The 23,866-nt window shown below is 72.5% G+C and carries 20 protein-coding genes and 4 pseudogenes; 15 read left to right on the top strand and 9 right to left on the bottom strand.

Going from position 1 to position 23,866, the window contains the following annotated elements:
• Positions 1-154: 154 nt before the first annotated feature.
• The gene (locus FGW31_RS01030) at positions 155-823 is read left to right on the top strand and encodes an OsmC family protein (protein ID WP_233452312.1); all 669 of its coding nucleotides are present in this window, start codon (positions 155-157) and stop codon (positions 821-823) included.
• 94 nt (positions 824-917) lie between these two features.
• Here the strand turns inward: FGW31_RS01030 and FGW31_RS01025 are convergent, their stop codons facing one another.
• On the bottom strand, positions 918-1,892 hold the full coding sequence (locus tag FGW31_RS01025) for an Acg family FMN-binding oxidoreductase (RefSeq protein WP_182674801.1): 975 nt from the start codon (positions 1,890-1,892) through the stop codon (positions 918-920).
• 271 nt (positions 1,893-2,163) lie between these two features.
• On the opposite strand from FGW31_RS01025, the gene FGW31_RS01020 reads away from it, so the two are divergent.
• From FGW31_RS01020 to FGW31_RS00970, 11 genes and pseudogenes are all read left to right on the top strand, one after another.
• Complete coding sequence (locus tag FGW31_RS01020) at positions 2,164-2,784, top strand: DoxX family membrane protein (protein WP_185907416.1); 621 nt, start codon at positions 2,164-2,166, stop codon at positions 2,782-2,784.
• 152 nt (positions 2,785-2,936) lie between these two features.
• Positions 2,937-3,842, top strand: a complete 906-nt coding sequence (locus tag FGW31_RS01015) for a universal stress protein (RefSeq protein ID WP_142191356.1) — start codon at positions 2,937-2,939, stop codon at positions 3,840-3,842.
• 37 nt (positions 3,843-3,879) lie between these two features.
• Positions 3,880-4,902, top strand: coding sequence for an alcohol dehydrogenase AdhP (gene adhP, locus FGW31_RS01010; RefSeq protein WP_142191355.1), 1,023 nt, complete (start codon positions 3,880-3,882; stop codon positions 4,900-4,902).
• Between the two features lie 5 nt (positions 4,903-4,907).
• Entirely contained in the window at positions 4,908-5,771 is an 864-nt protein-coding gene (locus FGW31_RS01005) for a universal stress protein (protein ID WP_142191354.1), read from the top strand.
• A gap of 151 nt (positions 5,772-5,922) precedes the next feature.
• Positions 5,923-8,623, top strand: a pseudogene (locus FGW31_RS01000) (bifunctional acetate--CoA ligase family protein/GNAT family N-acetyltransferase).
• Positions 8,624-8,635: 12 nt separating this feature from the next.
• Positions 8,636-9,367 (top strand): CBS domain-containing protein, encoded by a 732-nt coding sequence (locus FGW31_RS00995; protein WP_142191353.1) that lies wholly within the window; start codon positions 8,636-8,638, stop codon positions 9,365-9,367.
• Positions 9,368-9,383: 16 nt separating this feature from the next.
• A complete protein-coding gene (locus FGW31_RS00990; protein WP_142191352.1) occupies positions 9,384-9,890 on the top strand; it encodes a flavodoxin domain-containing protein in 507 nt (168 codons plus the stop codon).
• 339 nt (positions 9,891-10,229) lie between these two features.
• A complete protein-coding gene (locus FGW31_RS00985) occupies positions 10,230-10,670 on the top strand; it encodes a pyridoxamine 5'-phosphate oxidase family protein (protein ID WP_142191351.1) in 441 nt (146 codons plus the stop codon).
• 338 nt (positions 10,671-11,008) lie between these two features.
• On the top strand, positions 11,009-11,431 hold the full coding sequence (locus tag FGW31_RS00980) for a pyridoxamine 5'-phosphate oxidase family protein (protein WP_142191350.1): 423 nt from the start codon (positions 11,009-11,011) through the stop codon (positions 11,429-11,431).
• Positions 11,432-11,670: 239 nt separating this feature from the next.
• The gene (locus FGW31_RS00975) at positions 11,671-12,315 is read left to right on the top strand and encodes a CBS domain-containing protein (protein WP_142191349.1); all 645 of its coding nucleotides are present in this window, start codon (positions 11,671-11,673) and stop codon (positions 12,313-12,315) included.
• A gap of 651 nt (positions 12,316-12,966) precedes the next feature.
• Positions 12,967-13,848, top strand: a complete 882-nt coding sequence (locus tag FGW31_RS00970; RefSeq protein ID WP_142191348.1) for a universal stress protein — start codon at positions 12,967-12,969, stop codon at positions 13,846-13,848.
• On the opposite strand, the gene FGW31_RS36050 is transcribed toward FGW31_RS00970, so the two are convergent.
• Positions 13,842-14,072, bottom strand: a complete 231-nt coding sequence (locus FGW31_RS36050) for a hypothetical protein (protein WP_142191347.1) — start codon at positions 14,070-14,072, stop codon at positions 13,842-13,844. The two genes, FGW31_RS00970 and FGW31_RS36050, sit on opposite strands and share 7 nt — an antisense overlap.
• 642 nt (positions 14,073-14,714) lie before the next feature.
• Between FGW31_RS36050 and FGW31_RS34845 the strand changes: the two genes are divergently transcribed.
• Positions 14,715-14,861 (top strand): hypothetical protein, encoded by a 147-nt coding sequence (locus FGW31_RS34845; RefSeq protein WP_182674805.1) that lies wholly within the window; start codon positions 14,715-14,717, stop codon positions 14,859-14,861.
• A 113-nt stretch (positions 14,862-14,974) separates the two neighbouring features.
• Here FGW31_RS34845 and FGW31_RS00960 read toward each other — a convergent pair whose 3' ends face one another.
• Positions 14,975-15,673, bottom strand: coding sequence for a hypothetical protein (locus FGW31_RS00960; protein WP_142191346.1), 699 nt, complete (start codon positions 15,671-15,673; stop codon positions 14,975-14,977).
• A gap of 407 nt (positions 15,674-16,080) precedes the next feature.
• On the opposite strand from FGW31_RS00960, the pseudogene FGW31_RS00955 reads away from it, so the two are divergent.
• Positions 16,081-16,293 (top strand): annotated as a pseudogene (locus FGW31_RS00955) (hypothetical protein); the annotation flags it as partial.
• An 89-nt stretch (positions 16,294-16,382) separates the two neighbouring features.
• Here FGW31_RS00955 and FGW31_RS00945 read toward each other — a convergent pair.
• Positions 16,383-17,537 carry a tyrosine-type recombinase/integrase gene (locus tag FGW31_RS00945; protein WP_142191344.1) on the bottom strand — a complete coding sequence of 385 codons (1,155 nt, stop codon included), beginning with the start codon at positions 17,535-17,537 and terminating at the stop codon, positions 16,383-16,385.
• Positions 17,538-17,648: 111 nt separating this feature from the next.
• Between FGW31_RS00945 and FGW31_RS00940 the strand changes: the two are divergent.
• A pseudogene (locus FGW31_RS00940) lies at positions 17,649-17,822 on the top strand (pirin family protein); the annotation flags it as partial.
• A gap of 112 nt (positions 17,823-17,934) precedes the next feature.
• Here FGW31_RS00940 and FGW31_RS00935 read toward each other — a convergent pair.
• The 5 genes and pseudogenes from FGW31_RS00935 to FGW31_RS00915 form a co-directional block, all read right to left on the bottom strand.
• Complete coding sequence (locus tag FGW31_RS00935; RefSeq protein WP_142191343.1) at positions 17,935-18,531, bottom strand: GNAT family N-acetyltransferase; 597 nt, start codon at positions 18,529-18,531, stop codon at positions 17,935-17,937.
• Between the two features lie 68 nt (positions 18,532-18,599).
• Positions 18,600-20,111, bottom strand: a complete 1,512-nt coding sequence (locus FGW31_RS00930; RefSeq protein WP_142191342.1) for a carboxylesterase/lipase family protein — start codon at positions 20,109-20,111, stop codon at positions 18,600-18,602.
• A gap of 218 nt (positions 20,112-20,329) precedes the next feature.
• Entirely contained in the window at positions 20,330-22,042 is a 1,713-nt protein-coding gene (locus FGW31_RS00925; RefSeq protein ID WP_220450344.1) for an amidohydrolase, read from the bottom strand.
• Between the two features lie 270 nt (positions 22,043-22,312).
• Positions 22,313-22,592: pseudogene (locus FGW31_RS00920) on the bottom strand (urease accessory protein UreD); the annotation flags it as partial.
• A 431-nt stretch (positions 22,593-23,023) separates the two neighbouring features.
• A complete protein-coding gene (locus FGW31_RS00915; RefSeq protein WP_233452310.1) occupies positions 23,024-23,773 on the bottom strand; it encodes a GntR family transcriptional regulator in 750 nt (249 codons plus the stop codon).
• Positions 23,774-23,866: the final 93 nt, after the last annotated feature.

Raw genomic sequence — 23,866 nt, 5'->3', positions numbered from 1 at the left:
CGGCCCATGACGGTGGACCGCGACCGCGGTCGAATGGAGGTGCCGAGGCGGACGACCGGGGCCGACCCGGCCCGCCGGCCCTGCTCGGGTGGGCGGAGCAGCTGCGTCGAGCACGCTTGGGGCTCGAGGGCAAGGCACCCGGCCGGGAGACGTCATGAAGATGACCAGCCGCTGCGGACGCACCATCAACGTCACACGACTCGCGTCCCAGGATCTCCCGGCTTCCATGGGACGCGTCGTCCTGGACACTGCCCGTGCCCCGCACGACAGCCGGGCCCCGTGGCTGTCGCTGACCGCCGAGGAGGCGCGGCGCCTGGCCGGTCTGCTGCTCTTCCAGGCCGCCGCCGTGGAGCCGGGCCCTGACGTGCCGGCCGGACGCGTCGACGTGACGCCTGTCGCCGGCGACGCCTTCGAAGTGCGGGTACGGGGACACGTCCTGACCGTCGACCAGCCACGGACCGACGGCGGCAGGGACACGGCACCCACGCCCGTGGAACTCTTCATCGCTTCTGTGGCCTCCTGCACCGCGCACTACGCGGGCCGGTACCTGGACAGGCATGGCCTCAGCCGGGACGGTCTGACCGTCCGGGCGGACTTCCGCATGGCCGACGACCGCCCCGCAAGGGTCGCCTCCCTGTCGATGACCGTCCACGCCCCGTCCCTGCCCGCCGATCGGCTGGCCGCGCTGCGCGCGGTGGTCTCGCACTGCACGGTGAGCAACACACTGGCCGACGCTCCCGAGGCGCGGGTGCACGTCCGGCGCGAATCGGAGAGTGCGGAAATACCGCAGGTCAGGGAGCACGGGCGCGTCGACGTGGGGTGATACGCGCGGCAGCCGGCCCGCCGAGTGCCCGCGTCGGCCGGCGCGGCGACGACACCGCCCGGTCGCGTCGTCGACGCGACCGGGCGGGACGCGATCACTCGTCGCCCTCCATCACTTCCTCCACCGGGCGGCGCGGTGAGGCCGGTCCCTCGGGGCCGTACCCGAGCCGGATCACCATCTGCGTGTGCACCCGAGGGCCGTCGACCGGGAGACCGTCGAGGGCCCGGCGCAGGTCGGGCCACTCCATGGCCTGGTGCAGGAGTGACGCCCGCACTCCGTGCCGGGTGGCCAGCAGGAGCACGCGTTCCAGCGCCTGGCCGGCCCGCAGCCAGTGGTCGTGTGCCGTGGACAGCAGCGCGAGGACCGGACGCGTCTCGAAGGCGCGGGCGCGCAGCACGTCCGGGTGCCGGTGAGCCCCGAAGTCCCGCATCGGTATGCGCTCCAGGGCGTCTTGCGGGCCGAGAACCGCTGCCGGAAGTCCCAGCCACGGGGAGTGCGGGCCACTGACCAGCCGACGGCTCTCCGCTGCGCGGTCGGTGTCCGCCCGGTTGCGCCACTCCGCCTCCCGCGTGGCACTCAGCACCCGGTCGGTGTCGTCACGCCCCAGGAAACGCAGGGCCGCACCCTCCAGACGGGCCGCCTCGGTCAGCTCGGCGAGCAGGTCCGCCGGCAGCGGTCGCCCGGAGAAGGGGAAACGGCTGCTGTGCCGGCGCCACACCGCCTCGTACAAGCCGGTCGACGGTGCGCCGCGTACCGATTCGGTGAGCCGGACCGTGGCGAGCAGAGCGGGACGGTCCGGGCACGGAAGCAGCCGGGTCACCGGCTCCCAGCCGAAGTGGGCGGCGGCGACGCGCAGGTTGAGGACCGCGCAGCCCACGGCCAGGTGCACGGCGCGGCCCACCGGGTCGGTGTGGCGCAGCGCCCGGTCCGCGGCGGCGTCGATCCGTACCGTGCGGGTGTCGGTATCGAGCCGGAAGCGCCAGGGCTGGGTGTTGTGCAGGGACGGCGCGGCCACGGCCGCTGCGACCAGCCGCTCCAAGGCCGGAGCGTCGAGGGTTGCCGAGGTCATCGGGACTCCTTCCCGCCCATGTCCGAGGCCGGCTGGGCTGGTGGGTGAACCCTTTCCAGCCTTGGCCGTCGCCGGCGCGCGCGTGAGGGCCGTGCGGGCACCACCCAGCGCCGTTCGGCCTTGTTCGTCTGGTCCTGGCCGAAGGTCCCTGTGGATCAGGGCTGTTGAGTCCCTGGGGTGTGGACCTTCGGCGTCGGGTGCGCGGTGGTGGGGGCCGGGAGAGTGAGTGGTGTCAGGAACCAGCCGGATCTTCCCTGAAGTGGTCACTGTCATGGCCGTGCACCAGCCCACGCATCGTAGTTCGGGTTTCCCCCTGCCGTGGTTTCGCCGTAACGGCGCGGTTTCCGCGCCCGGGTCGGTGGAGGCCGGCGCGCTCACCGCACGGGCCTGTGTCTTCGCCTCGGCGCGGGTGCTGATGGGGTTCGTCTTCCTGTGGGCGTTCCTGGACAAGACGTTCGGCTTCGGTTACGCCACCGCGTCCGGCAAGGGCTGGGTCGACGGGGGTTCGCCCACGGAGGGTTTCCTGGGGCACGTCGTGGTCGGTCCGATGGAGTCGACGTTCCATGCGTGGGCCGGGGCGGCGTGGACGGACTGGCTGTTCATGCTGGGGCTGCTGGGGATCGGGCTGGCCCTGACCGCGGGGGTGGCGCTGCGTCTGGCGGCGCTGGCGGGGACGGTGATGATGGCGTTGATGTGGGTGGCGGAGTGGCCGCCGGCCAAGCACCTGTCGGACGGGTCGGCGAGCATGTCGACGAACCCGTTCGCCGACTACCACGTGGTGTACGCGGTGGTGCTGATCGCGCTGGCCGCGGTCTCGGCCGGTGACGCGCTGGGGCTGGGCCGGTGGTGGGCCCGGCTCCCGATCGTCCGCGACCACGCGTGGCTGCGCTGAACACGACAGGTCGGGCGGGCCCACCCAAGGACCCGCCCCACCAGCCTGCCGACAGGGACCGTCGGCCCCACCCCGGGACCACAGGCCCCTGCCCCCCGGAACCGCCCGAAGAGACGCTGAGAACAGAACCAATGACACAGGAGGTGGCCGGCATGGCCCGCACGATCACCGTAGGACTCGACGGCTCGCCCGAGAGCCGGGCAGCCGCAGAGTGGGCGGCCCGCGAAGCCGCGCTGCGCCAGATGCCGGTACGACTGCTTCACGTGTGGCAGCCGGTTCCGGAGCCCATGGCCCAGGCCCCGCTCCTCGGCGCCGAGACGCACCAGCACTGGACCGAGCGGATCCCCCGGGAGGCCGCCGAGGGGCTGAGGCTGCGACACCCCGGCGTCGAGGTGACCACCGAGCAGCGGGCCGGGGCCCCGGCCGAGGTCCTGCTCGAAGCCGCTCGCGACGCGGAACTGCTGGTGCTGGGCTCACGTGCCCTGAGCGGCCTCACGGGCTTCCTGATCGGGTCCGTCGGCCAGTCCGTGGTCGCCCGCGCCGAGGTGCCAGTGATTCTCGTCCGGGCCGGCGAACAGGCCGCCGACGAACACGTCAAGGACCCCGCCGGCATACCGTCCGCCGCCACCGGCTTCCGGCGCGTGGTCCTGGGCCTGGACACCGACAGCCCCGACGAGACCGTCATCACCTTCGCGTTCGAGGAAGCCCGGCGCCGAGAGGCCACGCTGACCGTCGTCCAGGGCTGGAACCTGCCGCCCTACTACGTCTACAGCCTGGCTGCCGGCGTCGACCCCCGCGAAGACATCATCCGCGAGCAGGTCGAAGCGCTCACGGAGGCGTTGCTGCCGTGGCGGGAGAAGTACCCGGACGTCGAGGTGACCGAAGCGTCCCGGCTCGGCAGCCCCGCGGGCCACCTCGTCGACGCGGCCCACGAGGCGTCCCCCGTCGTCGTCGGCCGCCGCATCCGCCGCAGCCCGTTCGGTGTGCACATCGGCGCCGTCGCCCACGCGGTCATGCACCACGCCACCGCCCCCGTCGCCGTCGTCGCGCACGACTGACGCGGCCGGCCGAAGAGACACCGAAGGAGAAGGCATCATGAAGGCAGCGGTCGTACGGGAATTCGGCGAACCCCTGGTCATCGAGGAGCGCCCCGACCCCGAGCCCGGCCCCGGGCAGGTCCGCGTCCGTGTCGAGGCGTCCGGGCTGTGCCACACCGACATCCACGCCGCGCACGGCGACTGGCCCGTCAAGCCCACCCCGCCGTTCGTGCCCGGCCACGAAGGCGTCGGCCTCGTCGAGAAGCTCGGCGACGGCGTGACCCACCTCGCCGTCGGCCAACGCGTCGCCGTGCCGTGGCTCGGCAGCGCGTGCGGGCGGTGCGAGCACTGCCTGTCCGGCTGGGAGACCCTCTGCGAGAGCCAGATCAACACCGGCTACGGCTGCGACGGCGGCTACGCCGAGAAGATGCTCGCCCGGGCCGACTTCGCCCAGCCGGTGCCCGAAGGCGTCAGCGCCCTCGACGCCGCACCGCTGACCTGCGCGGGCGTCACCACCTACAAGGCGCTGAAGGTCGCGGACGTCCGGCCCGCCCAGCTCGTCGCGATCTCGGGCGTGGGCGGACTGGGCCACCTGGCGGTGCAGTACGCGAAGATCGCGGGAGCCACCGTCGCCGCGATCGACGTCACCGACGACAAGCTCGCACTCGCCCGGGAACTGGGTGCGGACATCCTCATCGACGCCCGCACCCAGGACGTCGGCGCCGAGCTGAAGCGGCACGGCGGCGCGCACGCGGCCCTCGCCCTCGCCGTGAACCCGGCCGCCTTCGCAGCCGTCAACTCCGGTCTGCGGCGCGGCGGGAAGCTCGTGATGGTGGCCCTGCCGGCGCACGGCACCCTCCCGGTCCCGATCTTCGACACCGTGCTCAACGGCACCTCGGTGATCGGCTCCATCGTCGGCACCCGCCAGGACCTCGCCGAGGTCTTCCAGCTCCACGCCGAGGGCCGCACGCAGGTCATCCGGGAGACCCGCCCGCTGGCCGCCGTCAACGACTGCATCGACGAGGTCCTGAGCGGTCACGTCAAGGCCCGCATCGTGTTCGACCTCGACGCGGAAGGCTGAGAACGATGAGTCTTCACCTGGTCGTCGGCGTCGACGGCTCCGAGTCAAGCCTGCGGGCCGTCGACTGGGCGGCCGACGAGGCCACCCTGCACGGAGCACCCCTGCGGATCGTCCACGCCTACCGCTGGTACCGCTATGAGGGCACCGCGCTCGCCCGAGAGCTCGGCAAGCCGTCCGGTCACGTCACCCCCGACGACATCCTCGTCGTCGCCACCCGCCGCGCCCGTCGTCACCACCCGGACCTCTCCGTCACCACCGAAGCGGTGGCCGAAGAACCGGAGTACGTCCTCCTGCACGAGGCGCGCAACGCTGCGGCCGTGATCATGGGCACCCGCGGGCGCGGCGAACTGGCCGACCTCCTGCTCGGCTCCGTCAGCCTGACCGTGGCCACCGAGGCGCACTGCCCGGTCGTCGTGATCCGGGGCAGCCACGACAACCGGACCACCGAAGGCCGGCGCGGCCGCATCGTCGTCGGCATGGCCGACGCGCCGACGGCGGCGGTGCGCTTCGCCTACGAGGAGGCCCGGCGCCGCGGTGCCGCCCTGGACGCGGTACGGGCGTGGCGGTGCCCCGCGCACGACACGGCCGACCATCCGCTGCTCACCGGCACGCCCGAGCGCCTGCACGAGGAACGGGCGGCCAAGGAACTGGAAGCCGCGCTCGCCGACGCCCCGTCGGACGTGCGCCTGCGCCGGCACACGGTCGAGGGACCCGCCCGCCGAGTGCTGCTGACCGCCTCGCACGAGGCGGACCTGCTGATCGTCGGCCGACGGCGCCCCGGGCAGTTCGGGCACCGCCTCGGCCGGATCGCCCACACGCTCCTGCACCACTCCGCCTGCCCGATCGCGGTCGTACCCGACACGGCGTGACGGTCCGGAGCCACCGCCGTGCGGGACGACCGGCGGGAGACCGGGGGCCGACCGGCCCTGCGGGCACCCCCGGTCGGTCCCTGGGCGCGACCGACGTCGTGACAGACGCTCGACAGGCCAAAGGACCCGAGCGGCTCGAAGGAGAACCGCCATGAAGGACGACACGCCACACCGCCCCGCAGTCCACGCGCTGCTCACGGACGGCACCACCGCCGGTACCGCGCCGTCGAGCCCGGGGACCACGACCAACTGGAGGGGCTCTACGCGGAGATGTCACCGGACAACCGCCGCCTGCGCTTCTTCTCAGCCGGTTCCCGCTCCGCCGGCCTGGCCGCGGACACCGTGTGCGCGCCGGCCCGGCGCGGGCACCGGGCCCTGCTCGCCGAACGCGCCGGACAGGTCATCGGCCTCGTCGAGTACCACGCCGCCGACGACGCGCCGCACACCGCCGAACTCGCCGTCGCGGTCGCCGACGGCCTGCACCACCGGGGCTTGGGGACCCTGCTCGTCGAGCACCTCGTCTCGGCCGCCCGGACCGACGGCATCACCGCCTTCACCGCCGACGTCCTCAGCGACAACCACGAGGTACTGCGGCTCTTCGCCGACCTCGGCCTCGCCGCGACCCGGCGGTTCGACGGCCCCGAGGTGTACTGCGCCATCGACCTGCACGTCGACGAGACCTACCTCACGGCCTCGGAGGCCCGGGGACGGACCGCCGACGTGGCCAGCCTGGAGCCGCTGCTGAAGCCGCGCTCCATCGCCGTCGTCGGGGCCGGCCGCCGTCCCGGCTCGGTGGGACGCGCCCTGCTGCACCACCTTCACGAGGACGGCTTCACCGGCCGCCTGTTCGCGGTCAATCCCGCCACCACCGCCCTCCTCGGCGTACCGTCCTACCCCTGCGTCGGCGCCCTTCCCGTCATCCCTGACCTGGTCGTCGTGGCGAGCCCGGCCGGGACCGTGCCGGCCGTCGCCGAGGAGTGCGGCAAGGCGGGCGTACGCGCTCTCGTCGTGGTCTCCGCCGGACTGGACACGGAGCAGTCCGAGGCCCTGCTCACCGCCTGCCGGACCCACGGGATGCGCCTGGTCGGCCCCAACTGCCTCGGCGTGGCCAACACCGCCCCCGGGTACCGTTTCGACGCCACCTTCGCCGCCGCACACCCACGCGCCGGGACCGCGGGGGTCGCCGTACAGTCCGGCGGCGTCGGCATCGCCCTGCTGGAGGGACTGTCCCGGCTGGGCTGGGCATCGGCGTCTCCACGTTCGCCTCGCTCGGCGACAAGTACGACGTCAGCGGCAACGACCTGCTCCAGTGGTGGGAGAGCGACGGCCGCACCGACCTCGCTCTGCTGCACCTGGAGTCCTTCGGCAATCCGCGGGCCTTCTCCCGCACCGCCCGGCGCGTCACCCGGCGGATGCCCGTGCTGACCGTCGACGCCGGACGCACCGACGCCGGCCGCCGCGCCGCAGCCTCGCACACCGCCGCCGCGGCCACCGGCACGATGACCCGCCAGGCCCTGTTCACCCAGGCCGGCGTCACCGCGACCCGCTCCGTCGGCGAGCTGCTGGAAGCGGCGGCCCTGCTGCACGCGCAGCCCCTGCCGGCCGGCACCCGCGTCGCCGTGATCACCAACGCCGGTGGCGCGGGAGTCCTGGCCGCCGACGCCTGCGCCGAAGCCGGCCTGACCCTCAACCCGCCCAGCCCCGAACTGGCCGACGACCTGCTCGCCGCGCTGCCCGCCGGAGCGAGCGCCGGCAACCCCGTGGACGCCACCGCCGCCGTGACCGAGGACGCGTTGCACACCTGCCTCGAGCGGCTCGCGGGTCACCCGGCCGTCGACGCGGTCCTGGTGGCCCTCGTCCCCACCGCGGTCGCCGCCGCGACGGGCGACGACCTGGTCCGGGCCGTCACCCGGGGGCCCGGCCGCCGGGCCAAGCCCGTCATGGTCGTACGCCTGGAACAGGACCTGCCGGTCACCCTGCTGCCCGTCTCCGACGGCGAGGCGATCCCCTCGTACGCCGAACCGCAGGCGGCGGCACGGGCGCTGGCCCACGCCGCCCGACGGGCCGCCTGGCTCGCCCGGCCCGTCGGCACCGTGCCGGACCCGGACGACATCGACACCTCCCGTGCGCAGGCCCTGGCGGACGACTTCCTCGCCCAGCGACCGGACGGAGGCTGGCTGGACCCGCGTGCCTGCGCCGAGCTCCTGTCCTGCTACGGCATCCCCCAGCAGCCCTGGGCCTGGGCCGAGGCCGAGGACGACGCCGTACGCGCCGCCGAGCGCCTGCGCGGCACCGACGGTCGAGTGGTCCTCAAGGCACACTGGCTCGGACTCGTGCACAAGAGCCTCCAGCACGCCGTCCACCTCGACCTGCGCGACGAGGCCCAGGTACGCACGGCCTTCCAGGACCTGCGGGCCCGCTTCGAAGGACTCATGACCGGAGTCGTCGTCCAGCCACTCGCACCCCGCGGCACCGAACTGTTCGCCGGCGTCGTCCAGGACGGCGTCTTCGGCCCGCTCGTCGTCTTCGGCCTGGGAGGCACGGCGACGGAGGTGCTCGCCGACCACGCCGCCCGCCTCGCCCCACTCACCGGTCAGGACGTGCACGACCTGATCACCGCCCCGCGCTGCGCCCCCCTGCTCTTCGGCACGCAAGGCGGCGGCCCCGTCGACCTGGAAGGGCTGGAACAGGTACTCCACAAGCTGTCCCGGATGGCCATGGACCTGCCGCAGCTCGCCGAAGCCGACTTCAACCCGATCCTCGCCACACCCGGCGAGGTCACCGTCCTCGACGCGCGGATACGCCTGCTGCCCCGTCGGCCACAGGACCCCTATCTGCGCCGACTGCGCTGAGGAGGAACAGACATGAGGAACCAGAAGGTCGGCTCCGTGATGACCACCCAGGTGATCCGCGCCGAGTACGGCACCCCCTTCAAGGCCGTCGCCAGGCTGCTCGTGGAACACCGCGTCAGCGGACTGCCCGTGGTGGACGACGACCAGCACGTCATCGGCGTCGTCTCCGAGACGGACCTGATGCTCCACCAGGCCGCGACCCCCCTCGCCTACGAGCCGACCCCGCGGTTCCGCCTCGCACGGCTGACCCCGCGCGCCCGCCGGCGGGCGGCCAAGGCCCGGGCGCGCACGGCCGGCCGCCTGATGACGGCGCCCGCCGTCAGCGTGCACGCCGAGGACACCGTCGTGGAGGCCGCCCGCACCATGGTCGAGCACCGGGTGAACCGGCTCCCGGTACTCGACGAGGACGACCGCCTGGTCGGCATCGTCACCCGGCACGACCTGCTGCAGACCTTCCTGCGACCCGACGCGGAGATCCGCGAGGAAGTGATCCGCGAGGTGCTGCAACGCGGACTGTGGCTGGTCAACGGCAGCGTCGACGTCACCGTCACGGAGGGAGTCGTCACGCTGGAAGGGCAGCTGGAGCGGAAGAGCGAAAGCGAGATCGCGGTGGCCATGACCCGTAGGACCGACGGAGTCGTCGACGTCGTGGACAGGCTCACCCACCGCTTCGACGACTCCGAGTTCCGGGACGACACGCGCGCGCCGGGCGGCGTCGCGGACGACTGGCTGCGGCGCCTGTGAGAGGAGGCGGAGCACCATGGAGCAGACGGTGTTGGTCGCCTACGGGTCGGCCAACGGATCGACGCAGAAGATCGCCGAGACCATAGCGGAGGTGCTGCGGACGACGGGGATCACGGCCGAGGCGCTGTCCGCCCGGTCGGTGACGGATCTGGACCGCTATGAGGCCGTGGTGGTCGGCGGTGCCCTGTACGCCGGGCGCTGGCACAAGGACGCCAGGCGCTTCGTACGGCGGCACCGCGGCGCACTGGCGCACCGGCCGGTGTGGTTCTTCAGCTCCGGACCACTCGACTCGACGGCCTCACAGCGGGACATTTCTCCCGTTCCGGGCGTCAAGAGGGCCATGGCCAAGCTCGACGCCCGTGCGCATGTCACCTTCGGCGGTTGCCTCACCGAAGGCGCGCAAGGCCGCATCGCCCGCATGATCCTTCGCAACGGCAAGGGCGGTGACTTCCGCGACTTCGCCGTGATCGAGAACTGGGCGGCGGGCGTGGCGAGGGAACTCGGCGCCATGTCACACCGGTGAACAGGTGCCGCGGTACGGTTCGCCGTGCCCCCGACACCGGGAGACCGGGTGTCGGGAGCACGGTCACGACCGCGTACGAGCCGAGGGCGTGGGCGCCGGGGCGCGCTCGGCGACATGGCCGGTGGACCAGTCGGCCGTCAGCCGCAGGAACCGGCGCGATGAAGACCGTGCCGGACGGACCACGGCGCGAGGTCGGTGCGATCCGAAGACGGCACCAAGTCCCGTCGGGGCGAGGGCCGTTCCGCGGCCGACCGGGGACGGTCGGCCCTCACTGCCGGCCGCCACACGCGTGAAAGATGGAAGGCAGCACCGGACGACACACGGGAAGACGACCGGCTGATGTACCGCAATGACGGATTCCGCGAACTGAACCGGCAGGAGAGCCTGCGCCAGCTGACCGAGGCGACCGTGGGCCGCATCGTGCACACGCGCGACGCCCTGCCCGCCGTCCTGCCGGTCAACTTCCTCCTGGAGGAGAGCGGTGCCGTGCTGCTGCGTACGTCGGCCTCCTCGGAGCTTGTCCGCGCCGTCGACGGCGCCGTGGTCGCCTTCGAGGCCGACGAGGTCGACGTCGCGGCGCGTTCCGGCTGGAGCGTCGTCGTCACCGGCTCCGCCTCGGTGGTGACCGACCCCGACGAGCACGAGCACTTGGTCCGCACCGGGCCCCGGTCCTGGGTGCCCTGGCCCGTGGAGGTCTTCGTGCGCATCGAGCCGGAACTGGTCACCGGCCGGGAGCTGGTCGGCGGGCGCACCCTTTACGGAATCAACGTGCCGTCGTGAGCCGCCGCGTGCGCCGCTGGGACGGCGGAGGCCTCAACTACTTTCTTGGGCCTGGACCGGACTGCCGGCCTGCTGCTCGGATCGACCAGCCGATGGCCGGCTGCACGGACGTGCGGACACCGCAGCGACACGGGAGTCGTCCCCGCGGGTGGCAGTCGATGCCCGCGTGGTAGGGCGTGCGTTCGCGCAGGCGCTGATGAAAGCCACCTCCGCCCGGACAGCCCTCGTCGTGACTGGCCAGCAGAACGGCGGCTGCGGGCGTCTGCTGCCGGGCGGTGGACGGAAGTGGGGCCGACCGGCCCTACTCACCACAGGGCGGCCACACTGATGATGGCCTGATGCTCGAGAACGACGCCTTTCGCATTCTCGACCGGCAGGAGTGCCTTCGCCTGCTGGCCAAGGTGCAGGTCGGCCGGGTCGTGTACACCCGGCAGGCGCTGCCCGCAGTCCTCCCGGTCAGTTTCTCCCTGGGCGAGGATGCCTCCGTTCTGCTCTGCACCTCGGCCGGCTCCGATCTCGTACGCGCCGTCGACGGTGTCGTGGTCGCCTTCGAGGCGGACGAGTTCACCGCGGCGACCCGATCCGGCTGGAGCGTGATCGTCACCGGCCGGGCCTCCGTGGTGACCGACGCCGCGGAGCACGAACGGCTCTCGCGGACCGGCCCGCATTCCTGGATGCCCGTACGTGACGGGGTCTTCGTACGCATCGAGTCCGAGCTGGTCACCGGACGCGAGATCACGGGCGCACGCACCACGCGATGAGCCGCATCCGGTGCGGCGTTCGCGACTGCCCGACGTCGGCAGCGTCTCGCGCACAATGTCGCACTCCTGGCCGCGGGACCGTCGGCCCTCCCTGCCAGGCCGAACGTCACTGGTCGCCTGAGCAGCGCGGTGTTGTCATGGGTAGGGAAGACGGCGTGCACGAGTCGACGCACCGCACGTGGTCCGCCCGGGCGGTCCGACCGCGGACGCCCCGTCGTGATGCGGAGGAGACCGACGTCATGCTGCACCGCCGCACGGTCGGAGACGTGATGACCGAGGAGGTCGTCGCCCTCCGCCCCACCACACCACTCCAGGAGGCCGCCACCCTGCTGGACGCGAACGACATCGTCGCGGCACCGGTCGTCGACGACGACGGCGCCCCTGTCGGCGTCGTGTCCGCGTCCGACGTGCTGCGGCACGAGACCGGCACGCCTGATCCGCAGGGGCAGGACGGGACCGACGAGCACGCCTGGAGCAAGGCCCGGGCACGGACCGCAGGCGAACTCATGAGCAGCCCCGTCTTCACCGCCCGCGCCGACTGGACGATCCCCCGGGCCGCGCGGGAACTCCGCAGGAGGCACGTCAAGCAGCTGCCGGTGGTCGGCGACGACGGGCTCCTCACCGGCATCGTCACCCGCAGCGACCTGCTCGACGCCTTCATCCGCTCGGACGCCGAGATCCGCGGCGAGGTCGAGCAGGAGGTCCTGGGGCGCATCCTCGGCCTGGATGAGGGCACCGTCGCCATCGAGGCCCGAGACGGGGTCGTCACCCTTCGGGGACACGTCCCGGAACCGCGTCTCATCCCGGTGATCGTGGGCCTGTGCCAGGGTGTCGACGGTGTCGTCACAGTGGATGCCCACCTTTCCGCCGGCCGGGCTGGCTAGCATGCGGGGACAGCCGGCCGCTCCACCGTCGTCAACGGCAACGGCAACGGCAACGGCAACGGCAACGGGGGCGGAGGTGCAGGGGGAGTCCTTCACCCCACCATGCGCAGTCCGCTGCTGCCGCACCGCGTCGAGGAGCTGTCCGGCACCCCCGGAACCGACGCGCTGAGGACGTCTCCGCCCTGTGGGACTACGGCCTGTTCGCCGACCGTGACGGTGACCTCATCGGCGAGCCGATGCCGCAGGCCATCGGCCGCGATCCTCGGCGAACTGCTCGACCGCCATCGGACAGTCCTCGCGGCAGCGGTCGACCCGAGATCGCCGCCCACTCGGGTGTCCGGGTCCGTCGCGTGATGGTCGAAGGCCCGGTAGCAAGGTGCTCACGCTCCGGTCGGCCGCCGGCGATCTCGTGATCGTCGGCGCCCGACAACACCGGGGCTGCTTCAGCCTCCAACCCGGCCGGACGAGCCACGCCCTGCCGAACCGCGCACAGGGCCCGGTGGTAGTCGTACCGCACGATCCGAATGGCTGTCCCGTCAGCCGGTCGGAGACATGGGCCTGATGGCCCTCCGGATGGACCCGGTGGCCCGGTCCCGGACACCGCCCCCGCGTGACACTGATGAATGGGGAGGTCTTCTGGAGGTGCGCGTCATGCTTTCACCTGTTGCCGTCGGGGTCGACGGTTCACCCGAGAGTCTCGCCGCCGCCGAGTGGGCGGCTCGTGAGGCCGTCCGCCGCGGACGGCCACTGCGGCTGCTGCATGTGCGGAACTGGCACCCGCGCCAGGGTGGGGCGGAGATCTCCTACGCGGCTGAGCGGCACCGGGCCCGGTGTGTCCTGCGACAGGCGGAGGAACGCGTTCGCACGGCGTGCCCCGACGTGCGGGTGTACGACGAGCAGGTCGAGGGGCCGGCGTCCGCCGCCCTGGTGAAGGCGTCGGCCGGCGCCGAGCTGCTGGTGCTGGGCTCGCGCGGGCTGGGCGGTATCACCGGACTGCTCGTGGGGTCGGTCGCTCTCGAGGTCGTGGCGAGGGCCACCGGGGCCGTCGTCCTCGTGCGGGCCGACGGCACGGCTGGTGAGACGCAGGAAGTGGCCGGCGGCGGCCGACGGGACGTGGTTGTCGGTGTCGACGTCACGGAACCGTGCGACGAGGTGATCGAGTTCGCCTTCGAGGCGGCCCGCGTGCGCCACGCGCGGCTGAGGGTTCTGCACGCCTGGCGTGCCCCCGACCTGCTCACCCTGGGTCCCGGCGAGATCGGTCTGGTGAGCGATCGGGAGCGGGCCGAGGAGTGGCTGCGGTTCCTCGCCGCCGTGCTCCAGCCGTGGGGCGACAAGTACTCCGACGTCGATGTTCTCGAGACGGTGGTGGAGGGCAAGCCCTCCGGGGCCTTGCTGAAGGCGGCGTCCGGCGCGGAATTGCTGGTCGTCGGACACCGGCTCACCGACCGCCCGAGGATTGCGCGTACCGGCCCGGTGACCCACGCCGTGATCCAGCAGGCGGTCTGCCCCGTGGCCGTCGTACCCCACTACTGAACCACCGGGGGGTGATCCCCGTGCCGAAACCTGACGGCTCCCGTGGGAACACCGCCGACGGTGAGCCAGGCGACGGCGGCGCCGTCCAGCAGCGCCCGGTTCTCCGCGGCCCGCGCCCAGTCCGGGACCACCGCTGCGGGCTCCGGACGGCCCACGGTCGTCCTGCGGCCCTCGACCACGCCGTACGCGCCCCGGCCGGCCTCCTCCGACACCCCTGTCGCCATCGACGGCTCCAGTCCGCGCTCACGGGCCGCGTCGACGATGGAGTGGGCCAGGGACGTGCGGCGAGTACTGGTCCACCGTGGCCGCCAGCCGCAGCACCTCGGCGGGTTTCCAGCCGGGGCCGCGGTCACGTCGACCACGCGCGGGCGGCCGTCGGAGCGTGACGCCGGTGTCGCAGACCTTGGGACGGAGGGGTGACGCGGCCTCCCTGGTGGTGATCGTGGTGGTCCGTGCGACGCCGACTGTCTCGGACCTGTGACCCGTACAGAGAGTGCAGCACTCCTTGGTCGTCGTAGCCGATAGCGACCGTGGCCCCCAGGTCCTCGGGAAGTGGACAGCCCTCCTCCGGCATGTCCTCGGCCGTGCCGGCGAGTGCATCGGTGATCAGCGTACGAAGTGCCGCGAGCACCTCCTTGTCGCTGCGCGGCCGTGCAGTGGAGCGTAGGCGGATCCTTCGGAGAGGTCGCGCTCGTCCTTGCTCCGGAGCGGGCCGGCGCCGGGTGGATCGAGTGCTGAACAGCGCTCCGGCCCGTCGAGTGCGCAAGGGGAAAGGCGTGCGACTCCATTGCCCTGGTCCAGTCGTGCGTGGACACGATCGTGCTTTCCTCCGGCCTGGAGGGCGATCCCGGTGCCCTCGTGACGGGGTGCTCGTCGGCACGAGCCGCGTCGGTTATCTGCGGGTCCTGCTGCCCGAGCCGGTGTCCGCGGCTGTGCGTCCGGAGCGGCGCGTCAGCGTCGACGGCACGCTGCTGCGGCATCTGGAGAACTTGCGGGCGGACGCCTTCGAGTAACAGGGACCTGTGGCGGTGCGGCAGCTGTCCGCGGTCCTCTCGCGGTTCGGTGACGCCGTGGATCGACTAACGGCCGACCGGCCGTGCTGGTGGACCGGGACGAGGCCGTGGCACTACGGGGTCATGCCTTCCGCGCCGACCCGGGCGCGCAGATTGCGGAACTGGCGGGTCTGCATGATGAAGTGCGCGGGTTCACCGAACACCAGGTCGAAAGGCCGGGTGAGCCATCGGGGGTGGCCTTGACCGCGCGTGCGGACCACCAGACGTGTCTCACCGAAGGGGGCCGGTCGTAGGTGGAAGGCCCAGATTCCGTCCAGCCGCGCCTGTGGCAGGGGCTTGGTCCGCGGGTCGAAGGACCGCCCTCCGGAGAGGTTCAGGTCCGAGCGAAGCACCAGAGTCCGGTTCGGCTCCAGCAGCGCCACGGTGAACCAGAACCTTCCGTCCCGCGATGCCTTGAGGCGTTGACCTTCCTCCAGCTTCCGCCACTCGGGCGCGACGCGGTCCGCGCTGGGGTGCCCATAGCGGTCCAGCCAGTCCCAGCTGTACCAGCCTCCGCGGTCGTACCCCATCTGCGCCAGCCAGGGCCAGACCTGCTCGGGTGGTGCCGGAAGGTCGGTGGCCATCGTCGAGCTGCCGTCGGGGTCGGGCACCAGTTCGTCGCCGGGGTACGCGCGAGCGGTTTCGTCCTGCGTCGCACCCCAGGTGAGCAGCCTCGGCCGGCACTGCAGCGTGTAGAACGCCAGCGTTGCGGAAGCTGTCACGAAGGGGAGCAGACCGGTTTCCGTTCGTCGGCGTGGTTGCTTCTCGGACATTCTGTACTCCCTGGTCACCTACCTGGCCCGGGTTGATCGGGCCCGAGGCCGAGGAGCAAGTGCCCCCTCGCCTCATTCCGGCATAGCCGGTGCGCGGCGGCCGCGCGAGGGCTGGCCGGCCCTTCGTGAGGTCCGACCGGCCTGGTGCCCGGTCCGCACGCTGTGGCGGATCCGGCGCGCCTTTCCCGACGTGGAGGCCGTCATGACCCTCAATACGATGAACAGCCAGACCATGGTCGATCCCTCCCGCGTGGCGGGGGAACATCAGTATTGGTCGAGAAGGCCCCGCGATCCGGGCAAAGCGGGGCTTGGGGCCGATCGGCCCTCAGACGGTCCCGGACAGCCCTGGCACCCGATGGAGAAGTGCTGGACGCTCGAAGCGTCGCGAGGCTCGGAGGTGACCCGTGATGGACGACGTGATCAGCCGACCGCCCGTTCACGCACTGCTCACGGACGGCACGACGGTGTGCATTCGCCCCGTGCGGCCCGGTGACCACGATCAACTCGAGGGACTCTACGAGAAGATGTCACCGGAGAACCTGCGCATGAGGTTCTTCGCGGTGAGCCGTCGATCCGCCCGGATGGCCGCCGACCGGGCCTGTGCTTCCGAGCGGCCCGGACGATGACCGAGCGACGCGTGGAACGGCTGTCGGCACTCGACGAAGAGGACCGACTTGTCGGCATCGTCACCCGCGATCAAGCGTCGACGCTACTGGTTCGCGACGCCCGCAGCGTCGGGCGAAGTCAAGTCGTGGTTGAGGGTGGTGGCGGCGGTGCTGATGGTGCCGGGCATGAGGTGTCGGTAGATCTTGAAGGTGACGTCGATGTTCTTGTGGCCCATCCATTCGGCGACGTCGGTGATGGGGATGTTGTGGGTGAGGCAGTTGGAGGCGAAGAAGTGCCGGAAGCTGTAGAGCACCATCCCCTCGGGAATGTCGGCCTCGCGGGCTTTCTTGATCCGCTGCCATTGGTTGTTGAGGTAGTAGTGCGGGAACGGCTTTGAGGCGTCGAGGGGGTGGCGTAGCAGGTAGCCGTCGGTGGTGCCGTGTGTGTCGGCGTACCGCTCGATGGTCTGCCTGACGCGGGCGGGCAGGGGGACGTCGCGGTATTCGCCGGTCTTGCGGTGTTTGAGACGGGCGTAGTGGCCGGTGGTCTGGTTGACCTGTTCGGTGATGCGGTAGACGTCGTCGGCGACGATGTTGCGCAGGTTGACGGCGGCGGCCTCGCCGTTGCGCATGCCGCAACCGCTCATCAGGTCGGTGATCAGCCGGAAGCGGTCGTCGCCGGCCTCGCGTATCTGCCGTAGTTGTTCGGGTGAGGGGATGACCGCGCGCTTGGGGTCGTACTGGGGCGGTTTCACGCCGGTGAGGGGGTGGTCGTCGAAGAGGCCGAGGCGGTGGGCGTCCAGGAGGATGGCCTTGAGTTTGTCGAAGGCGTTGGCCTGGGTGGCCAGGCCGACGCCGGCGCGCTCCATGGACCGGATGAAGCCCTCGACGACCCTGGAGTCGAAGGTGCTCATCCGCCGGCTGCCCAGCAGCGGCAGCATGTGATGCTCCAGCAGGGAGTCCAGATGCCGCACCGAGGCCGGGCCCAGGTCACGCTGGCCGGCCTTCCACTCGGTGGCGTACTCGGAAAATCGCATCGCCCCGTACCGCGCGAGCCGCTCCGCCTTCGCCTGCCCCCGCGGCGCGGCCTTTTTCGCCTTGTAGACATCCGTCAAACGCCCGATGGCATCGTCCTGGGTCGCGAACCCCGACTCCTCCACCTGCTTCCCGGCCGCCGACCGGTACCGGATCTTGTAGGGGTGCGGGCACTTCGACCACCGCGACCGCGGATGCTCACACTCCTTGAAGAACGACCCCATCCCACGAACCAGCGAATCCCGCCCCATGCCCGACCGACTCCCACGACCGATGCTGACAGTTTGCTGACCGTCAGGCCTGCGGCAAGCCGCTGACGTGCGGAAACGCTGATGGAGTTCGCTATGTGGTGGAACTTCATCGGCCGTTCGCACGACGACATCGTCCAGGCCCGCGAGGACTGGATGAACGGCACCCGCTTCGGTGAGGTGCACGGCTACGACGGCGCTCCACTGCCCGCGCCGGAGCTGCCGAACGTTCCGCTGAAGCCGCGACGAAGGCCGCGTTGAGCTGCTGAAACCGCGGAGAAGGCCGCGTCAAGCTTCTGGAACCGCTGGGAAGGCCGCGTCGAGCGCGAGGACGTGGGCCCGGCCAGGCGCGCGCGGTGGCGCCCGGCCGGGCTCAGCGGTCCGCCGGGCGGAGCATGCACCAGGTGCGGGGACCGCCGTCGGGCAGGGGCACCTCGGCCGTGACGGTGAAGCCGAGACGCTCGTAGAAGCGCACGTTGCGCGCGTCCGACGTCTCCAGGAAGGCGGGCAGGCCCGCGCGTGCGGCCGCCTCCAGACCCGGCCGCAGGACCGCCGTCCCCAGGCCCGTGCCCTGCGCCCACGGGTCCACTCCCACCGTCGCGAGGAACCACACCGGGCCGCTCGGGCGGTGCGGTGCCAGCGCGCGCTCGGCGGACTCGTACGCCGCGATCCGGTCACCCGCCAGCTCGGCGGCCAGGGGCCCGACCTCCGCGAAGGCGGGCTCGGGGTCCCGTTCGGGACTGGTCCAGGCGGCGACGGCACGGCAGTCGTCGGTGACCCAGACGTGGCCGTACTCCATCGCCACGCGGGTCAGGAACAACTCCTGGAAGCGCCGCACCCGTTCGCGGTGGTCGTCGGCGGCGACGACGTGCCGGGTGAAGGGATAGTCCGCGAAGGCGCGCGCCAGCGTCGTGACCGAGGCGGGTACGTCCTCCCGCGTCGCGATCCGCACGTGAGGGGTGCAGGGCATGGTGTTTCTCCGTTCCGAGGGCTCCGCGTGATCCCGGGCGGTCAGGTCCGGGGTACGGTCGTGCGCGGTCATCGGCGTCCCTCCCACAGATTCCGTCGCTCGGCTGCGGGGTCGTGGACCTCCGCGGCCGTGTCACCGTCGATCCTCAGCACCGTCCGGTCCGGGGCGTACGGCCGCCAGGTCCGCGCGCCGTGCGGGGGAGCGGGCCTGCCGTCGCGGGCGAAGGAGATCCAGGCGGCCCTGATGTGGTCCGAGAGCGCCTCCGCGTCGGGCCGCCGGTCTCCCAGCGAGGTGTCCAGGGTGCCGAAGACGAAGGGCAGCTCCGCCATGTGGCAGGCGCCCAGTGCGCCGTCGGCGGCCCCGGTGGGGCGGGCGAACGCGTAGACGTAGGTCTCTGCGCCGTGCCGTGCGCGGTTCTCGGCGACGCGGATGGCGGGGATCCGGTAACCGTGGTCCGTCATGACGTCGCTGAAGACGTCCCCGGGTGTGGCGTCGGGCGCCGCCGCACGGGTGTAGACCGCGTGGGCCCTGTCCGCCGGGAGCCCGAACCCGGCGAGGAAACCCTTCAGGACGGTGTCGTCGATGCGGTGCGTGATGCCGAGCGGCACGGCGAAGAGCCGGAACTCGTCGGTCGTCGTGCCGGTCATGAGGTCGATCTCCGCGCCGGCCCCGGCGGCCATGGCGTCGACCGGCCGGGAAGGCAGCGTTACACCGTCGACGACGGGCAGCACGGTGGTGCCGCCGCCCGCCGACTCGCCCCACAGATGGGGTTCCCGCGAGGCGGCGATCTCCTGGCCGAGCGCGGCGCCGGCCGCGACGAGCACGTCCGGCGCGACCGAGGCCAGCGCGTCCGTCGTGCACGGCACCCCGGCGAGGGCGGCGAGGCGTTCCGTGATCCGACGGCCGGTGTCGGGCGTGTGGACGTGGTGTCCGGCGCCGCTCTGGGTGATCGCCCGGCGGAAGAGTCCCCGGGCGTCCGGCATGGTCATCAGGGCCGTGACGGAGATCGCGCCGGCCGACTGCCCGAAGACGGTGACGTTGTCCGGGTCGCCGCCGAACGCGGCGATGTTCTCCCGCACCCAGCGCAGGGCGGCGATCTGGTCCAGCAGCCCGAGGTTGGACGTCCCGTCGGGCAGCAGCAGGAAACCCTCCGCGCCGAGCCGGTAGTTGAGCGTGACGCAGACGACTCCGCCGGCGGCGAGCCGGGAGCCGTCGTACAGCGCGAGGGAGCCGGCGCCGTTGCGGAAGGCCCCGCCGTGGACGAACACCATCACCGGAAGGCTCCCGCCGGTCCGGCCGGGAGCCGGCGTCCAGACGTTGAGCCGCAGGCAGTCCTCGCCCTGCGGGCCGGCCTCCTCGAGGAGGTGCGCCATGGCGGGGCCGTAACCCGGCTGGGGAGCGGACGGGCCGTACTCCGTGGCGTCGCGCGGTCCGTCCCAGGAGGCCGGCGGCCGGGGCGGCCGCATCCGCAGCTCCCCGAACGGCGGGGCCGCGTACGGGATTCCACGGAACGCGGAGACGTCACCGCTGGTCCGGCCCACGAGCACTCCGTGGGCGGTGGATACGGTGACCTCGCTCATGACACTGCCTTTCGCACGCCGACCGCTGCAGTGATCTTGAGGTTATGGGTGCGGTGCGAGCCCGGCCAACCGATTTACCCGAAATCGGGCAGGTGGCGACCGGTTCGTGGCCGCCGCCCGCCCAACTCCGGGTCGTCCTCGCGGGCGACCGCGCCCCTGCGACCGCGCCCCGTGACCGGTCCCCGGGGCTCCCGTTCCCGGGCTGCCGCGCGTCCGGGTCACAGCACGCCGTACTCGCCCACCCGGTGACCTGCCACCCAGGTCTGGAGGACCCCGGTCTGCCACAGGGCCCGGCCCGCGGGCAGCTCGAACGGGTCCGTGTCGACCAGGATGAAGTCGGCCCACTTGCCCGGCTCCAAGCCGCCCAGCACCTTCTCCTGGTGCGCGGCGTACGCGGCGTCGACGGTGAAGGAACGCAGGGCCTCGACCGGGGTCATGGCCTGCTCCGGGTACCAGCCGCCGTCCGGCCTGCCCTCCCGGTCGGTGCGGGTGACGGCCGCGTGCAGGCCGTCGAAGGGGTTCTCGGACGAGACGGGGAAGTCCGAGCCGGACGCGACGACCGTGCCCTGGTCGAGCAGGGTGCGCCAGGCGTAGCCACCCTTGATGCGCTCCGGCCCCACCCGGGTCTCGGCCATGTTCATGTCGTCGGTGGCGTGCACCGGCTGCATCGAGGCGATGACGCCCAGCCGCTTGAAGCGCGGGATGTCGTCGAGGGCGATGACCTGGGCGTGCTCGATCCGGTGCCGCAGGCCCTGGTCGCCGACGGTCCGGAAGGCCTGCTCGTAGGCGTCGAGGACGACCCGGTTACCGAGGTCGCCGATCGCGTGCACCGCGGCCTGGTAGCCGCCGTGCAGGATCCGCTGCACGCGCCGGTTGAGCTCCGCCGGCTCCATCTGGAGCAGCCCTCTGGTCGACGGTCTGTCGCTGTACGGCTCGATCATCGCCGCCCCGTGGCTGCCGAGCGCCCCGTCGACGTACAGCTTGACGGTGCGCACGCGCAGCATGTCCCCGGCGAACGAGTCGGTCCGTGCCTCCGCGCCGACCTCGGTGAACGCCGCGTAGTCCAGGAAGGCGTTGAGACGCAGCGTCAGTTCACCGGAGGAGGCGAGCCGGCGCAGGACGACGACGCCGTCGGCGCTGGTGCCGGCGTCGGACACGGACGTCAGGCCCGCGGCGTTGAGCCGGGTCTGCGCGGCCAGGGCCCGGTCCCGCACGTCGTCGAGGGTCGGTTCCGGCAGCTGTGAGGTGACGAAGGTCTGCGCGGCGTCGACGAAGACGCCCGTCGGGGCACCGGAGGCGTCGCGCACGATCTGGCCGCCCGCCGGGTCGGGGGTGTCGGCCGTGACGCCGGACAGCTGAAGCGCCTGGGAGTTGGCCACGCCCGCGTGCCCGTCCACCCGCACGAGCCACACCGGGCGGTCGGACACGACGGAGTCCAGGTCCTGGGCGGTGGGCAGCCGCCCCAGGCCCCAGACCACCTCGTTCCAGCCGCGGCCCTGGATCCACGTCTGCCCCGGATGCGCGGCGGCGTACGCGGCGAGCCGGTCCAGCGCCTTCTGCAACGACCTGGTGCCGGAGAGGTCGAGCTGGACGGCGAGCGCGCCGATGCCCCACAGGTGACCGTGGGCGTCGTGCAGTCCGGGCAGCAGGACACGGCCGCGCCCGTCCAGGCGGCGGGCGCCCCGTACCGCACCGGGGTCGAGGGCCGCGACCTTGCCGCCCGGGGTGACGAGCATGCGGGAGAAGCGGCGCAGCCGTCCGCGGCGGTCGACGGTGTAGCCGCGGACGCCGTCCACGAGGAGAGGCCCGTCGGCTCCGGCGCCCGTCGCGCCACGGGGAGCGGCGGCGGCGGTGCCCGCGAACGCCGTGCCCGACAGGGCCGCCGCGGTGGCGCCGGCCCCGATCAGCTTGAGGAACTGGGCCCGCCCCATGCGGGGGCCGGGAGGAATGGGGCAGCATGCATCGCACATGAAGGTGACTCCGTGGGAACTGGGGAACCGAGCGGCCGCGGCGGCAGGACAGTCGAAACGTCCCCGGGAACGCGTCGGCCTGTGCGGCCGTGCTTCCGACGGGGTCACACATTCGGTGGCCGAACGCTATCCAGCGCAAAACTGGACGGTCAAGATCCGTGCATGCCGAAAGAATCCCGGCCTCCGCCCTTGATCGCCTCCGATCGTCCGGTGAGGTCCGGCGTCACCGGATCACGTGCCGGAGCGCGCCGGGTGCCCTCGGTCCAGACTCGCCAGTGCCGCGTCCAGCAGCCGGCGCAACCGCAGCACGTCCGGCGCCACGGCCGTCACCAGCGCGGCGGTGCCCCGCCGGCGGCAGGACCGCCGCGCCCTCCTCCCACGACCGGGCGCCCGACGGATCATCCGCGAACTCCGGCCGCACGACGACGACCTGACCGACGGCCCGGCGCCCCGCCGGCCCGGCCGGACCGTCCCAGCCGTCCGGCGCGCCGGGCCCGCAGGCCGGCTCCTGGGCACGCACGGTGTCGGGAGGCGGACCGTCACCACACGGCAGCGCGGCACCGACGGCGTCCCGCACCGGCGCGCCCACGCCGCGCGCATGGCACACCCGCGCGGCCTGCACACGCGTCGCACCCGGCGGCAGCGCACCGCGCGCCCGCTCCCGGCGCAGCACGGACCCCGGCCCCGAACGCCACATCACGGTCGTCCACCAGAACGCACACCCGTGAGCCGCGCAGGGGCCGGTACGCGATGACGTCACGTCGTGTGTGCGGTACCGGCTCGAGGAGGACGCAGGCCGAACTCGGCCCGCGGGGCGGCGGTGGAGCGGTGCGACGCGGCGGTACGCAGGCGCCTCGACACGGGTCCGGGGGAGTGCTGCCGGCGATGTCGGAGGACAGGGGAGCGAGGGAGGGACGGACGGACGTACCGTGAACCGATTCCTCAGGGAGTCGGACTTCCGCCGGCCCCGGAGCGGGTCGGTCGTCCCCGCTCCCGCTCCTCCTCCTGTTCGTGTCCCTGTAGTCGGTCCTGCCTCTGGTCCTGCGTCTGGTCCTGCGCGAGGTGGCCCAGGGCCGCGCTGCGGCTGGTCGCCAGATGGTGCAGTACGAGAACTTGCACGCGTTCGACGTCGCGTTCCGCGATGGCCTGGTAGAGAGCCTCGTGCTCCAGCGCGACGCCCAGCAGGTCGTCGTGCTGTCCCATGAGCCAGCGCAGTCGGCTGCGCAGGACGCGCTCGAGTTCGTTCAGCAACTCGTTGGCGGCCAGGGAGATGACCGTCTGGTGGAAGTCGGCCGCCGCCCGGCGGGCCCGCACCGCGTCGCCGGCGCGGGCCGCGTCGAGTTCGGCATCCACCGTCGCGCGCAGTTCCGCCAGTCCGGCGCGCGTGTGCCGTTGCGCGGCGAGCCGGAACGACAGGGTTTCGAGGCCCGAACGGACCTCGTCGAGATCGGCGACGTCGCTCGCGGTGAACTCGCGTACCACGGCCCAGGTCCGCGGCCTCGGGGTCACCAGGCCTTCGGACACCAGCGTTCTGAGAGCCTCGCGGACGGGAAGCCGGCTCACACCGAGCGCATCGGCCAGCTCCCGCTCGACCAGGCGGCTGCCCGGCCGTCGCACACCGTCGAGGATCTCGTCGCGCAGCTGCCGCGTCACCCGCTCGGACTCGGGTATGAAGTCGCCTGACGCAGTCATCGCCGTTTTTCGTCCTTCTTCCCGTCCCTCGACGCGTCGGCTGCGGCCGTGCGGAACGGCAGTCGTGCGGTCCGTCAGAGTACCCCACGGCCG

Source organism: Streptomyces calvus (assembly GCF_006782915.1).
Lineage (GTDB): Bacteria > Actinomycetota > Actinomycetes > Streptomycetales > Streptomycetaceae > Streptomyces > Streptomyces calvus.
The sequence above is the reverse complement of the archived record's forward strand: the minus strand, read 5'-3'. Positions and strand labels throughout refer to the sequence as shown.